The 15,011-nt window shown below is 71.9% G+C and carries 9 protein-coding genes; 6 read left to right on the top strand and 3 right to left on the bottom strand.

Features of this window, described 5'->3' with window-relative positions; genetic code table 11:
- Together AB0M93_RS23950 and AB0M93_RS23945 are read right to left on the bottom strand one after the other, a co-directional pair.
- Positions 1-1,224, bottom strand: coding sequence for a hypothetical protein (locus tag AB0M93_RS23950; RefSeq protein WP_364276387.1), 1,224 nt, complete (start codon positions 1,222-1,224; stop codon positions 1-3).
- Between the two features lie 174 nt (positions 1,225-1,398).
- Positions 1,399-2,757, bottom strand: a complete 1,359-nt coding sequence (locus AB0M93_RS23945; protein ID WP_364276386.1) for a glutamine synthetase family protein — start codon at positions 2,755-2,757, stop codon at positions 1,399-1,401.
- 56 nt (positions 2,758-2,813) lie between these two features.
- On the opposite strand from AB0M93_RS23945, the gene AB0M93_RS23940 reads away from it, so the two are divergent.
- Genes AB0M93_RS23940 through lgt form a run of 4 tightly spaced genes read left to right on the top strand, consistent with a single transcriptional unit; the run spans position 2,814 to position 7,629 of the window.
- Positions 2,814-4,247 (top strand): APC family permease, encoded by a 1,434-nt coding sequence (locus AB0M93_RS23940; protein ID WP_364276385.1) that lies wholly within the window; start codon positions 2,814-2,816, stop codon positions 4,245-4,247.
- Positions 4,244-5,368: an amidohydrolase family protein gene (locus tag AB0M93_RS23935; protein WP_364276384.1), complete on the top strand. Its 1,125-nt coding sequence runs from the start codon at positions 4,244-4,246 to the stop codon at positions 5,366-5,368. Before AB0M93_RS23940 ends, AB0M93_RS23935 begins: the two co-directional genes overlap by 4 nt.
- Positions 5,365-6,537 carry an amidohydrolase gene (locus AB0M93_RS23930; RefSeq protein WP_364276383.1) on the top strand — a complete coding sequence of 391 codons (1,173 nt, stop codon included), beginning with the start codon at positions 5,365-5,367 and terminating at the stop codon, positions 6,535-6,537. Before AB0M93_RS23935 ends, AB0M93_RS23930 begins: the two co-directional genes overlap by 4 nt.
- Before the next feature lie 18 nt (positions 6,538-6,555).
- Positions 6,556-7,629 carry a prolipoprotein diacylglyceryl transferase gene (lgt, locus tag AB0M93_RS23925; protein ID WP_364276382.1) on the top strand — a complete coding sequence of 358 codons (1,074 nt, stop codon included), beginning with the start codon at positions 6,556-6,558 and terminating at the stop codon, positions 7,627-7,629.
- Between the two features lie 119 nt (positions 7,630-7,748).
- On the opposite strand, the gene AB0M93_RS23920 is transcribed toward lgt, so the two are convergent.
- Positions 7,749-8,537: an SDR family oxidoreductase gene (locus AB0M93_RS23920; RefSeq protein WP_364276381.1), complete on the bottom strand. Its 789-nt coding sequence runs from the start codon at positions 8,535-8,537 to the stop codon at positions 7,749-7,751.
- Positions 8,538-8,837: 300 nt separating this feature from the next.
- On the opposite strand from AB0M93_RS23920, the gene gltB reads away from it, so the two are divergent.
- Positions 8,838-13,391: a glutamate synthase large subunit gene (gene gltB / locus AB0M93_RS23915; protein WP_364276380.1), complete on the top strand. Its 4,554-nt coding sequence runs from the start codon at positions 8,838-8,840 to the stop codon at positions 13,389-13,391.
- Entirely contained in the window at positions 13,384-14,892 is a 1,509-nt protein-coding gene (locus tag AB0M93_RS23910) for a glutamate synthase subunit beta (RefSeq protein WP_364276379.1), read from the top strand. Before gltB ends, AB0M93_RS23910 begins: the two co-directional genes overlap by 8 nt.
- Positions 14,893-15,011 lie beyond the last annotated feature (119 nt).

Genomic DNA, 15,011 nt, shown 5'->3' with positions numbered 1-15,011 from the left:
CTACCCGAGGGTGTCCAGCGTCCGCACCGCGTCCGAAGCCGCGGCCTGGTCCGCCGGGTCCGGTTCGGCCGCCGCGGCCGGGTGACGCGAGGCCGCCGGGTGCGTGCAGCCCAGCTGCTGCAACGACCCCTTGAGCCGGTCGGTGAGGAACTTCAGCAGGCCGGTGCCGTCGTCAGGGGACGGCGCCGCCCGCAGCAGCCGGCGGTCCGACGTCAGGCGATCCAGCCCGGACGTCCGCAACGACCGGCAGTACGCCCGGGTGCTCGCCGGACGCCGGTCGAGCGCGGGCTGGTCGACGCCCGCCCGGTACAGGTTCGTCTTGGCGGGGCTGGGTTTCCCGTCGACCAGCGTCATCGGGTCGCCCGGCGGCACCAGCGCCACCGGGTTCCGCTGGCCGGCGGCCGCCTGCAGCTCGTTCAGGGCGAGTGACGTCGTGGGGCGGCCGCCGTCCGTCAGGTCCGGGGCCGTGAACGGGGTGCAGCCCAGCGCCGGGTCCACGAACGCGTCGAGCAGCCGGTTGTCGCTGCCGTTCGCGAGCGTGGCGGGCTTTCGCAGCGTGCGCGAGTTCGCCGCGGTGGCCTGGGCCGTCCGGCCGTCGCGCGTCGCCAGGTACGTCGTCGTCACGTTGTCGCTCTGGTCCTGGTCCACCAGCGAGAAGTCGCGCACCGACGGGCACGGCCGGCCGTCCTTCGCCCGGCCCAGCGGCGGGATCCGGAGCTTGCCGTCCCGGACGGCCTTGTTCGCCGCGTCGAAGAACGGTTGCGCGCCGCAGAAGGCGACCTGGCCGAACAGCGAACCGCCGAGGCCGTTGACGCAGTGACCCAGCCGGCCCCCGGCGAGGGTCAGCGTGTCGCCGTTGAACCCGAACCACAGGCCGACGACGGCGTTCCGCGGCAGCGCCGGGACGACCGGCGGTGCCGCGGGCGCGGTGCCCGCGTCGACGACGAGCGGGTGGTACACCGACAGCTTCCCGGTGGCGGGGTCGAGGATCGTCGCCTCGGCGAACGCGCCCTGCGCGTCCACCGATTCGTGGCAGGCGCCTTGCCGCGGATCGGTCGCGCGCAGCTGGTACGGCGTGGCCAGGCCACGCGCCGACAACGGATCTTCGGGCACCTGCAGGGTGCAAGCGGAATCGGGGATCGCGGGCGGCGGCGCGGGGGTGCGCGGTGCGGCCACCGCGATCCCGACCGCGCCCAGCGACGCCGCGGCCACCGCGACGGTCACCTTGAGCTTCCAAGGCCGTTGCCGGTGGCGGGGACGAGCTTCTGGCATGGACTGTGCCTTCTTTCGGCCTCCTCACCTCACCCGGCGCAGGACGCTAGCACAGATAACAGCCCGATCACAGAACGATTTCCGGGCACAATTCCGGCATTCGCGGCGAATGGTGCCCGGAAAAGATCAATGGAGGTACCGCATCACGGCGCACAGCTCCTCGGGCGGCAGGGCGCCGAGCCGGTCGATCTCCCCGCGGCGCACGTCCACCAACGTCGTCGCCAGCTCCGCCCCGAACGCCGAAGTCAGCGCGGAGTCCGCCTCGAACGCCGTCACCGCGTCGGCCAGCGACTCCGGCAGCCGCTCGGCCGAAGGCAGCGTGCCCGGGTCGACGTCGACCGGCTCGGGCAGGTTCGCCCGGGACTCCACCCCGGCCAGGCCCGCGAAGATCAGCGCGGCCACCACCAGGTACGGATTGGCCGTCAGGTCGAAGCACTTGACCTCGAAGTTCGCCGCCCGGTCGCGCTGCCCGGCCGGGCCCTGGACCAGCCGCAGCGGCGCCTCGCGGTTTTCCAGGCCCCACACGCGGAAGACCCCGGCCCACTGGTGCGGCTCGAGCCGCAGGTAGCTGACCACCGAAGGCGCGCCGATCGCCAGCAGCGCCGGCAGCCCGGAAAGAATGCCGGCGCCGAACGCCTCCGCGGTGCCGGTGAGCCCGAACCGCCGGTCGCCGCCGGCGCACAGGTTGCGGTCGCCGTCCCACAGGCTCAGGTGGACGTGGCCGCCGTTGCCGACGCCGTCCGGCGCGAACTTCGGCGTGAACGACGCCCGCAGCCCGTGGTGCTCGCTGACCGTCCGGATGGTCTCGCGCATCAGCACGGCGACGTCGGCCGCGCGCACCGGGTCGCCGGCCGCGACCGACACCTCGAACTGCCCGGCCGCATACTCCGGGTGGATCTGTTCCACCGCGACACCCTGCGCGGCCAACGTGGACACCAGCGTGCGCAGGTAGCGTGCCTGCGAGGAAAGCCGCGCGTACCCGTAGGCCGGGCCCGCGGTGGCCGAGCGCGGGTCGTCCGGCGCGTCGGCCGCCGTGACCACCCACTCGATTTCGAACGCCGTCCGCGCGTTGTAGCCCAGTGCCGCGAGCCGGGCCGTCGCGGCCGCGGCCAGCGCCCGCGCGTCCTGCGGGTGCGGCTCGCCTTCCTGGTCGTACCGCCAGGCCGGCGCCCACGCCCAGCCGGGCTGGGCGGCCAGCGGCACGAGCGCGTCGAGGTCAGGGTGCAGCCGCAGGTCGCCGACCGGGCCGCGCGAGTGCGTGCCGTCCACGATGTCGTCGGTGGCCAGGAAGAAGTCGAACGAGTTCGACGCGCCGACACCCCACGCCGCGGCCGACCACAGCCGGTCCACCGGCACGGCTTTCACCCGCGCGATGCCGCTGTTATCCACGAACGTCAGCGCGACGAGCTCCACGCCGGCGGCGCGCAGGCCGTCGGCCCGGAGTGCGCCCTGTTGCGCGAGTTCTGCCCGATCGAGCTGGCTCATCCTGCCCCCGTCGATGTTCACTTGAGTGCTTCTCGCCTGAGAAAGAGGTGAAGATCGTGTCAGACACCGTCGAAACCCGTCCAGGTCTGCGCCGCTCCCTGTCCGTCTGGCAGGCCGTCGGCCTGTCCGTGGCGTTGATGGCCCCGAGCATGGCCGCCAACATCAACCCCCAGCAGACCGCGGCCGCCGCCGGCCGCGCCGTGCCGCTCGCCTTCCTGCTCTCGGCCGTCGGCGTCCTGCTGGTCGCGTACGGCTTCGTGAAGCTCTGTCAGCACTACCAGCACGCCGGATCGGTGTACGCCTTCGTCGGCGCCACCCTCGGCCCGCGCGCGGGAGTGGTTTCCGGCATCGGTCTCCTCGGGACGTACACGTTCTACGCCGTCGTCACGAGCTCGGCCGCGGGCACGCTGGGCACCGCTTTCCTGACGCAGGTGGGCATCTGGCCGGACCCGCCGTCGTGGGGCCCGTTCGTGCTGACGGCCGTCGCGCTGATCGGCGCCTGGCTGCTGGCGGTGGTGCCCGCCCGCCGCGGCACGAGCACGCTGCTCGCCGTCGAAGGCGCCACGATCGCGGTGATCCTGCTGGTCACGGTGGTCATCCTGGTCCGGCTGCTCGCCGGGAGCGCCCCCGGCGGCGCGCGGTTCACGATGGCCGTCTTCGTTCCGGAAACCGGGCTGTCCGGGGTGTTCCTCGGCGCGGTCTTCGGGTTCCTGTCCTTCGCCGGGTTCGAAGCCGCCGCGACGCTCGGCGAGGAAACCCACGACCCGAAGCGCAACATCCCGCGCGCGATCCTCGGCACGGCGATCTTCGGCGGCCTCTACTTCGTGGTGGTGACGGCCGTGGAGATGATGGCGTTCGGCGGCGACGCGGGCGCGTTCCACGATTCGTCGTCCCTGCTGGGCGACCTCGGCAGCCGGTACGCGGGCGCCTGGGTCGGCGACGTCATCAGCGTGGGCGCGGCGATCAGCGCGTTCGGGTGCTGCCTCGCCTGCGTCGTCGGCGGCTCGCGGCTGCTCTACGCCCTGGGCCGCGACGCGGTCGGCGGCCGTGGCATCGGCCGGACGTCGTCGCGCGGCACGCCGGTGGCCGCGGTCAGCGTGGTGACGGGCGCCGCCGTCCTGATCATCCTGGTGTGCGCGCTGTTCTTCGGCGCGACGGCGTCGGACACGTTCGCCTGGTCCGGTTCGATCGGGACGCTCATCCTGCTGGTGATCTACCTGCTCACGACGGTGGGCGCGATCCTGCTGCTGTTCGTGAAGCGCCGGATGCGCGTGCCGGGGTGGCACCTCGTGTTCCCGATCGGCGCGCTCGCCGTGCTCGGGTACACCGTGTACGTCAACGTGGTGCCGTACCCGGCCGAAGGCCCGGCGCGGTGGTTCCCGGTGGTGGCCGCGGCGGTGCTCGCGCTCGCGGTGATCTTGGTGCTGGCCGCGCCCGCCTACGCTCGTAGGGTGGGGGAGAGGCTCACGAGTGTGGACGGAGGCGCATGACCGAGCTGCTCCCGTTCGTCGCGGACCTGCCGCTGGTGGACCACCACTGCCACGGCCTCGTCACCCGGGACGTCACCCGCGCGGGCTTCGAGGCGATGCTGACCGAGGCCGACGCGCCGTCGCCGCTCGGGACGAGCCTGTTCGACTCGCTCATCGGGCTGGCCGTGCGCGCCCGCTGCGCGCCCGTGCTCGACCTGCCGGCGCACGCCCCGGCCGAGGTCTACCTCGAGCGTCGCGCCGGACTGGGCGCGGCCGAGGTGGCCCGGCGGTTCCTGCGGGCCACCGGCACGACCGACTTCCTCCTGGACGGCGGGTTCCTGCCGGACACGCTGACCACGACCGCGGAGTTCGCCGGGCTGGCGGGCACCCGCGCGCACGACGTCGTCCGGCTGGAGCAGGTCGCGGAGGCGGTGATCGGCGGCACCACCGCGGCCGGGTTCGCCTCGGCTTTCGCCGACGAGCTGGGGAAACGCGCCGCGACGGCGGTCGGGCTGAAGTCGATCGCCGCCTACCGCGTCGGCCTCGCGCTGGTGGGGGAGCGGCCGTCGGCGCCGGAGGTCGAAGCCGCCGCCGGCCGGTGGCTCGCCGCGGGCGGCGGCCGGCTGGCCGACGAGGTGCTGCACCGGCACCTCGTGTTCACCGGCCTCGACCTCGGCCTGCCGGTGCAGTTCCACGTCGGCTACGGCGACGCCGACGTCGACCTGCACCGCTGCGACCCGCTGCTGCTCACCGGGCTGCTGCGGGCGACCCGCGACCGCGGGGTGCCGATCCTGCTGCTGCACAACTACCCGTTCCACCGCCAGGCCGCGTATCTGGCGCAGGTCTTCGAGCACGTGTTCGTCGACGCCGGGCTCATCACGCACAACGCGGGCTTCCGGGCCCCGGCCGTGCTGGCCGAGCTCCTGGAGATCGCGCCGTTCGGGAAGGTGCTCTTCTCCACCGACGCCTTCGGCCTGGCCGAGCTGTACCACCTGGGCACGGCCCTGTTCCGGCAGGGTTTGTCGGACTTCGTCCGCGCCGCGCTGGCGGCCGACGCGATGTCCGAAAAGGACGCCGTCCGGCTGTGTGCTTTGGTGGGACACGAGAACGCGAAGAGGATCTACCGCTTGGAGCACGTGTGAGTGATCTGTGGACCCGGTGGACGCAGGCGATCGCCGGGGAACTGCCCGCCGCCGTCGAGCTGCGGCACGCCGTGCACGCCGACCCCCGCGGGTCCGGCGACGAAGAGGACACCGCCCGCCTGGTGAGCGACGCGCTCGGCGCGGGCGACGGCACCCGGGTCGCCAAGACCGGCCGCGCGATCCCGCTGCCCGGCACGTCCGACGGCCCGGCCGTGGCGCTGCGGGCCGAGCTCGACGCCCTGCCGGTGCTGGAGGGGACCGGCGTGCCGTGGGCGTCCGGCAACGAGCTGATGCACGCGTGCGGCCACGACGTCCACCTGGCCGCGCTGGTCGCCGTCTGCCGGGCCGCACGGCGCGTCGGCGTGCCGCGGCCGATCCTGGCGCTGCTGCAGCCGCGGGAGGAGACGTCCCCGCCCGGCGCGCTCGACGTCGTCGAGTCCGGGGTGCTGGCCGAGCACCGGGTGGACACGGTGATCGGTGCGCACGTCCAGCCGCGGATCGCGCACGGCGTCGTCTCGGCGGCGGCGGGCCCGGTGAACGCCTCCACCGACGAGTTCGAGGTGACGATGCACGGCCAGGGCGGTCACGCCGGCTACCCGCACCTGCTGCGCGACCCGATCGTCGCGCTTTCGCAGCTGGTCGTGAGCCTGCAGCAGCTCGCGTCACGCCGGATCGACCCGGTGTTCGGCGCGGTCTGCTCCATCGGCCGGATCCAGGGCGGCGCCGCGGCCAACGTCGTCCCGAACAGCGCGAGCGCGTTCGGTTCGCTGCGCCTGATGCGCACGAAGGACCGCGAGCGCGCCCTGGAGACGCTGGCCGACATCGTGCACGGCACCGCGCGGGCCCACGGCTGCACGGCCGAGCTGGAGATCAGCCCCTGCGAGCCGGTCCTGGACAACGACCCGGCGCTGGCGGCGGGCGCGCAGCAGTGGCTGCGGCACGCCGGCTTCGTCGTCGACGACAAGTTCCGCTCGTTCGGCGCCGACGACTTCGCCCACTACTGCGGCGGCGCGACCCGCGGCCTCATGCTGTTCGTCGGCCTCGGCGACACGGCGGGGGTGCCGAGCCTGCACGACGAGCGGTTCCTCCCGCGCGACCAAGCCGTCACCCAGGTCGCGCACGCGCTGGTGGCGGGGTACCTGGCCGCCTTGGACGCCCCGGCACGCTAGCGCTACGGTGGCCGCGTGATGAGCGCCTACCTCGCGACGATCCCCAGCCCCGACCGGGGGGTCTGGCACCTCGGACCGATCCCGCTCCGCGCGTACGCCCTGTGCATCATCGCCGGCATCATCGTGGCGATCTGGTGGGGCGAGCGGCGCTGGGTGGCCCGTGGCGGCACCAAGGGCACGGTGATCGACATCGCGGTGTTCGCGGTGCCGTTCGGCCTGGTCGGCGGCCGGTTGTACCACGTGATCACCGACCCCGAGCTGTACTTCACCGAGGGCCGCAACCCGTGGAACGCGTTCGCGATCTGGGACGGCGGCCTCGGCATCTGGGGCGCGATCGCCCTGGGCGCGGTGGGCGCGCTCATCGCCTGCCGCCGCAAGGGCATCCCGCTGCCGGCGATGGCCGACGCGGTCGCGCCGGGCATCGTCGTCGCGCAGGCCATCGGCCGCATCGGCAACTACTTCAACCAGGAGCTCTACGGCGCGCACACGGACCTGCCGTGGGGCCTGGAGGTCTACCAGCGCTTCAACCCGGAGGACCCGGACAACCTGCTCAACGGCGTCGCGACGGGGCACATCCCGCTGCCGGAGAGCCCGGTCCACCCGACGTTCCTGTACGAGCTGATCTGGAACCTGCTGGTCGCGCTGCTGGTGGTGTGGGCGGACCGCAAGTTCAAGCTGGGCCACGGCCGGGCGTTCGCGCTGTACGTCGCGGGCTACACGGTGGGCCGCGGCTGGATCGAGATGATGCGGACGGACACGGCCAACCACATCCTCGGGCTGCGGGTGAACGTGTGGACGTCGATCCTGCTGTTCCTCGCGGCGGTGACGTACTTCGTGCTCGCCGGCCGGCGGGGGCCGCGGGAGGCGCCGGAGACGCTGGTGAGCAAGGACGCGGTGGGGCCGGACGAGGTCCCGGTGGCCGCGGGGGAGCCGGGGGCTTCGGAGGTCGGTTCCGTCGATGAGCCCGAGCTCGAGCCCGCGGCCGATGAGCCGGAGCCCGCGAAGGTGGCGGCCGATGCCCCGGCTGCCGTGGACAAGCCGGCTTCCTCGGAGGCAGCGGCCCCAGAGCCGAAGAAGACCGACGAGAGCTGATCGCTCGCGTTCGGAGGCCGCCGCCGGGATGCCTGGTGGCGGCCTTCTTCGTGTGCGGGGGTTGGGCGCCGCCCCCCACTTGCCACGCTACCGGGTGGCACCGACGGTTTCGGGGCCGTTCAGCCGAGGTCGGGGAGGCCGAGCTCCAGGTTGGGTGCCTGCAACCCGCCGTCGACCTCGAGGATCTTGCCGGTGATGTAGCCGCCCGCCCGGGAGGCCAGGAACACCACCGTGGCCGCGATGTCCTCCGCTTCGCCGATCTTCCGCAGCGGCGTCGCGGACTCCATCTTCGCCTTCAGCTCCGGGTTGCCGACCACGATCTCCAGGGCCGAGGTCGCCACCGAACCCACCGAGATCGCGTTGACGCGGACCTTCGGCGCCAGGTCCGCCGCCGCCAGGCGCGTGTAGTGCGCCAGGGCCGCCTTCGCCGTTCCGTACGCCGCGAAGCCGCGGCCTGACACCCGGCCCATCACCGACGAGATGTTGACCACCGAGCCGCCCGTCTCCACCAAGGACGGTGCCGCCGCCACGGTCAGCGCGTGGGCCGTGGCCACGTTGAAGCGGAACGCTTCCTCCATGAAGTCCACCGTCGACTCCAGCAACGGGCGCGGGTACGTGCCGCCGACGTTGTTGACCACCAGGTCGAGGCGGCCGAACTCCGACACCGCCGTCGACGCCAGTGCCGCCGCCGCGTCGGGCGAAGAGAGGTCCACCGGTACCGGCACGGCCCGGCGGCCCGCGTCGGCCACGCGCGCGGCGACGTCCTTGAGCTGGGACTCCGTGCGGGACGCGATGACGACGTCGGCGCCCGCTTCGGCGAGGGCCACCGCCGTGGCCGCGCCGATTCCGCGTCCGGCGCCGGTGACCACCGCGACCTGGCCGGTGAGCTTGAACCGATCGAGGATCATGCGGCGAAATGTAACACGTTCTAGTGATCGCGGACACAGTCCGCGATCAGGTCACGTTAGACTTGACCGGAGTTTCCGGGCCGTATACTTAGCCGAACGAACTACCGGAAGCCCATCAGGAACTATGTCGTTCCGCGCAGCCAGATCGTTACCGTCCGACGTCGTCCGGGGCGCTCTGGAATGCTGCTGCCGTGTTTCCCAGGTGTTAAAGTCGCGCTAACAAGCGGGCCATCGTCGTCCCGTGCGCTCCCCGGCCGGTAGCCCGGCCCCGCACGACAAGACGACGAAGGAGGTCCCTTCATGATCTTCTCCGCCATTCCCGGCAAGCAGGGTCTCTACGATCCGGAGACCGAACAGGACTCCTGCGGTGTGGCCATGGTGGCCGACATCCGCGGGCGCCGCTCCCACGGCATCGTCACCGACGGCCTGGCCGCGCTGACCAACCTCGACCACCGCGGCGCCGCGGGCGCCGAGCCCACCAGCGGCGACGGCGCCGGCATCCTGCTGCAGCTGCCCGACACGCTGCTGCGCGCCGAAGCCGGCTTCGCGCTGCCCGAACCCGACGAGCGTGGCCACCACACCTACGCCGCCGGCATCGCTTTCCTGCCCCAGGACACCGAAGAGCGCCGCAAGGCCGTCGGGCTGGCCGAACGCATCGCCGTCGAAGAGGGCCTGGAGGTCCTCGGCTGGCGCGAGGTCCCGGTCGACGCCGACCGGGCCGACATCGGCCCGACCGCCCGCTCGGTCATGCCGCACTTCGCCATGCTTTTCGTCACCGACGACGGAAAATCGGGCCTGGAGCTGGACCGCCTCGCGTTCTGCCTGCGCAAGCGCGTCGAACACGAAAGTGTCACCGCCGGCTGCGGGACGTACTTCCCGTCGCTGTCCTCGCGGACGCTCGTCTACAAGGGCATGGTGACCCCGGAGCAGCTGCCCGCCTTCTTCGCCGACCTGCGCGACGAGCGGCTGGAAAGCGCCATCGCGCTGGTCCACTCCCGCTTCTCCACCAACACCTTCCCGTCGTGGCCCCTGGCCCACCCGTTCCGGTTCGTGGCCCACAACGGCGAGATCAACACCATCCGCGGCAACCGCAACCGCATGCGGGCCCGCGAGGCGCTGCTGGAGTCCGACGTCATCCCCGGCGACCTGAGCAGGCTGTTCCCGATCTGCTCGCCGGACGCGTCGGACTCGGCGTCCTTCGACGAGGTCCTCGAGCTGCTGCACCTGGGCGGCCGGTCGCTGCCGCACGCGGTGCTGATGATGATCCCGGAGGCGTGGGAGAACCACGCCACCATGAAGCCCGAGCGCCGCGCGTTCTACCAGTTCCACGCCAGCCTGATGGAGCCGTGGGACGGCCCGGCCTGCGTCACCTTCACCGACGGCAGCCTGGTCGGGGCGGTCCTGGACCGCAACGGCCTGCGCCCGGCGCGCTGGTGGCGCACGGCCGACGACCGCGTCGTGCTGGCCAGCGAGGCCGGCGTCCTCGACGTCGCTCCGAAGGACGTCGTCGCCAAGGGACGGCTCAAGCCCGGCAAGATGTTCCTGGTCGACACCGAGGCCGGCCGGATCGTGGACGACGAAGAGGTCAAGTCCGCGCTGGCCGCCGAACTGCCCTACGACTCGTGGCTGCACGCGGGCCTGCTCAAGATCGCCGAGCTGCCCGACCGCGACCACATCGTGCAGAGCCACGACTCCGTGCTGCGGCGCCAGCTCTCCTTCGGCTACACCGAAGAAGAGCTCAAGATCCTGCTCGCGCCGATGGCCGAGAAGGGTGCGGAGCCGATCGGTTCGATGGGTTCCGACACCCCGCCCGCGGTGCTGTCGAAGCGATCCCGGCTGCTCTACGACTACTTCAAGCAGAACTTCGCCCAGGTCACCAACCCGCCGCTGGACGCGATCCGCGAGGAGCTCGTCACCTGCATGGCGCGGATCATGGGGCCGGAGCGCAACCTCCTGGCCCCCGGCCCGGCGTCCTGCCGCCACTTGAAGCTGCCGTACCCGGTCATCGACAACGACGAGCTCGCCAAGCTCATCCACATCAACGACGACGGCGACCTCCCCGGCTTCGCCTGCAGCGTCCTTTCCGGACTGTACGAAGTGGACGGTGGCGCGGAAGCGCTCGCGAGCGCCATCGAGCGCGTCCGGCGCGAGGCGTCCGAGGCGATCGCGGCCGGCGCGCGCACGCTCGTGCTGTCCGACCGCGACTCCGACCACCGGATGGCGCCGATCCCGTCGCTGCTGCTGGTGTCCGCGGTGCACCACCACCTGGTCCGCACCAAGGAACGCCTGCGCGTCGCGCTGGTCGTCGAATCCGGTGACGCGCGCGAGGTGCACCACATCGCGCTGCTGCTCGGCTACGGCGCCGCCGCGGTCAACCCGTACCTGGCCTTCGAGACCATCGAAGACATGATCGGGCAGGGCGCGGTCACCGGCATCGAGCCGGCCAAGGCGATCCGGAACTACGTGTACGCGCTGGTCAAGGGCGTCCTGAAGATCATGTCCAAGATGGGCATCTCGACGGTCGGCGCCTACACCGCCGCCCAGGTCTTCGAATCCCTCGGCCTGAGCCAGGACCTGCTCGACGAGTACTTCACCGGGACGTCGTCGAAGCTCGGCGGCGTCGGCCTCGAGGTGCTCGCCGAAGAGGTCGCGACGCGCCACCGCCGCGCGTACCCGGACAACCCGACCGACCGCGTCCACCGTGGACTCGACACGGGCGGCGAGTACGCCTACCGCCGCGAGGGCGAGCTGCACCTGTTCACGCCGGAGACGGTGTTCCTGCTGCAGCACGCGTCGAAGACCGGCCGCGACGAGGTCTACCGCAAGTACACCGACGAGGTGCACCGCCTCTACCGCGAGGGCGGCACGCTGCGCGGGCTGTTCTCGTTCAAGGACGGCGTCCGCGAGCCGGTGCCGCTGGACGAGGTCGAGCCGGCCGAGGCGATCTTCAAGCGCTTCAACACCGGCGCGATGTCCTACGGCTCGATTTCGGCCGAGGCGCACGAAACCCTGGCCATCGCAATGAACCGCATCGGTGGCCGGTCCAACACCGGCGAGGGTGGCGAGGACCCGGAACGGCTCTACGACCCCGAGCGCCGCAGCGCGATCAAGCAGGTCGCTTCGGGCCGGTTCGGCGTCACGAGCGAATACCTGGTCAACGCCGACGACATCCAGATCAAGATGGCGCAGGGCGCGAAGCCCGGCGAGGGCGGCCAGCTGCCGCCGAACAAGGTGTACCCGTGGATCGCGCGCACCCGGCACTCGACGCCGGGCGTGGGGCTCATTTCGCCGCCGCCGCACCACGACATCTACTCCATCGAGGACCTGGCCCAGCTGATCCACGACCTCAAGAACGCCAACGAGCACGCCCGCATCCACGTGAAGCTGGTGTCCTCGTTGGGCGTCGGAACGGTGGCGGCGGGGGTGTCGAAGGCGCACGCGGACGTCGTGCTCATCTCGGGCCACGACGGCGGCACCGGCGCGTCCCCGATGAACTCGCTCAAGCACGCGGGCACGCCGTGGGAGATCGGCCTCGCCGAGACCCAGCAGACGTTGCTGCTCAACGGGTTGCGCGACCGGATCACCGTGCAGGTCGACGGCGCCATGAAGACCGGGCGCGACGTCGTCATCGCGGCGCTGCTCGGCGCCGAGGAGTACGGCTTCGCGACGGCCCCGCTCGTCGTCGCGGGCTGCATCATGATGCGCGTCTGCCACCTCGACACCTGCCCGGTCGGCGTCGCCACGCAGAGCCCGGAACTGCGCAAGCGCTACACCGGCCAGGTCGAGCACGTGGTCAACTTCTTCAAGTTCGTCGCCGAAGAAGTCCGCGAAACCCTGGCCGCACTGGGCTTCCGCACGCTCGACGAGGCCATCGGCCACGCCGAGCTGCTGGACACCGACGAGGCCGTCGACCACTGGAAGGCGTCCGGTTTGGACCTGGCGCCGATCTTCGAGATGCCGTCGGAGACCCCGTACGGCGGCGCGAAGCGGCGCACCCGCGGCCAGGACCACGGCCTCGAGCACGCGCTCGACCGCACGCTCATCCAGCTCGCCGAAGCGGCCCTGGAAGACGCGCACCAGGTGAACATCGAACTGCCGGTGCGCAACGTCAACCGGACCGTCGGCACGCTGCTCGGCTCGGAGATCACCCGCCGCTACGGCGGGGACGGGCTGCCCGAGGGCACGATCCACGTCACGCTCACCGGGTCGGCGGGCCAGTCGCTCGGCGCGTTCCTGCCGCGCGGCATCACCCTCGACATGGTCGGCGACGCGAACGACTACGTCGGCAAGGGCCTTTCCGGCGGCCGGATCGTCGTCCGCCCCGACCCGGAGGCGTCCTTCGCCGCCGAGGCGCAGACGATCGCGGGCAACACGATCGCCTACGGCGCCACGGGCGGCGAGATCTTCCTGCGCGGCCAGGTCGGCGAACGCTTCTGCGTCCGCAACTCCGGCGCCACGGTCGTCGCCGAGGGCGTCGGCGACCACGCCTTCGAGTACATGACCGGCGGCCGCGCGGTGGTGCTCGGCCCGACCGGGCGGAACCTGGCGGCCGGCATGTCCGGCGGCATCGCCTTCGTCCTCGACGTCGACGCGAAGAAGGTCAACCAGGACATGGTGGACCTGCTGCGGCCGACCGCCGACGACCTGGCGTGGCTGAAGAAAACCGTGCAACAGCACTACGATCTCACCCGCTCCGCGGTGGCGGCCTCGCTGCTCGGCGACTGGCCGCGCCGGTCGGTGGCGTTCACGAAGGTGATGCCGCGCGACTACCAGCGGGTTCTGGACGCGGCGAAGGCGGCCCGAGCCGCCGGCCGCGATGTCGACGAGGCGATCATGGAGGCCGCTCGTGGCTGACCCGACCGGTTTCCTGAAGTACGAACGCGAAGAGCCGAAGAAGAAGTCCTACGAGGAACGGCTTTCCTCGTGGGGCGAGGTCTACGCGGACGTCGACCCGGCCGAGCGCAACGAACAGGTGCGCAAGCAGGCGTCGCGCTGCATGGACTGCGGTATCCCGTTCTGCCACTCCGGCGGCTCGGGCTGCCCGCTGGGCAACCTGATCCCGGAGTGGAACGACCTGGTCCGCCGCGGTGACTGGGCGGCGGCGAGCGACCGGCTGCACGCGACCAACAACTTCCCCGAGTTCACCGGGAAGCTGTGCCCGGCGCCGTGCGAGGCCGGCTGCGTGCTGTCGATTTCGCCGATGTCGGGCGGCGCGGTGGCGATCAAGCGCGTCGAGCAGACGATCGCCGACCAGTCCTGGGAAGCGGGCTACGTCCAGCCGCAGGTGTCCGAAGTGTCCAGTGGCCGCCGGGTGGCGATCGTGGGCTCCGGCCCGGCCGGGCTCGCGGCGGCCCAGCAGCTGACCCGCGCGGGCCACGAGGTCACGGTGTTCGAGCGCGACGACCGCCTCGGCGGCCTGCTGCGCTACGGCATCCCCGAGTTCAAGATGGAGAAGAAGGTCCTCGACCGCCGCCTGGCGCAGCTGCGCAAGGAAGGCACCCGGTTCGTGACGGGCTGCGAGGTCGGCGTCGACCTGTCGGTGGAGGACTTGCGAGCGCAGTACGACGCGGTGGTGCTGGCGGTCGGCGCGCTGCGCGGCCGCGACGACACGACGACACCGGGCCGCGAGCTGGCGGGCATCCACCTGGCGATGGAGCACCTGGTCCCGGCCAACAAGTACGTAGAGGGCGACGGCCCCCCGTCGATCGACGCGAGCGGCAAGCACGTGGTGATCATCGGCGGCGGCGACACGGGCGCGGACTCGTACGGAACGGCGACCCGCCAGGGAGCGCTGTCGGTGACACAGCTCGACCAGTACCCAACGCCGCCGTCCGCCCGCGACGACGCCCGGTCCCCGTGGCCGACGTGGCCGTACATCCTGCGCACGTACCCGGCCCACGAGGAGGCGGGCGAGCGGAAGTTCGCGGTGGCGGTCAAGCGGTTCGTGGGTTCCCCCGAGGGCCGCGTGACGGCGGTGGAGCTGCAGCAGGTCCGCGTCCAGAAGGACCCGGCCACCGGTCGTCGCGAGGTGATCCCGGTGAACGACGAGATCGAGACGCTCCCGGCGGACCTGGTGTTGCTGGCGATCGGCTTCGAAGGCGTGGAGGAGATGCCGCTCCTTCCCGGCTTGGGTCTCTCGTTGACCCGCCGCGGAACGTTGTCGTGCGGCGCGGACTGGCAGACGGAGACGCCGGGCGTGTTCGTGTGCGGAGACGCGCATCGAGGGGCGTCGCTGGTGGTGTGGGCGATCGCGGAGGGCCGTTCGGTGGCCAACGCGGTGGACACGTACCTGACGGGCGCGTCGGACCTGCCGGCTCCGGTGCACCCGACGGCGTTGCCGCTCGCGGTCGTCTGATCGTTTCGTCTCGGAGGCCCTCTCGCCACTGGTGAGGGGGCCTCCGGCGTTTCGGAGCGGTAAAGTAGTAACGATGGTCGTTCTCGCAACGACGCTGGAGGGGCCAGCGGACGGTGACG

This window comes from Amycolatopsis sp. NPDC051102, from assembly GCF_040682815.1.
Taxonomy (GTDB): Bacteria; Actinomycetota; Actinomycetes; order Mycobacteriales; family Pseudonocardiaceae; genus Amycolatopsis.
This window is presented reverse-complemented; position numbering and strand designations above follow the sequence as displayed.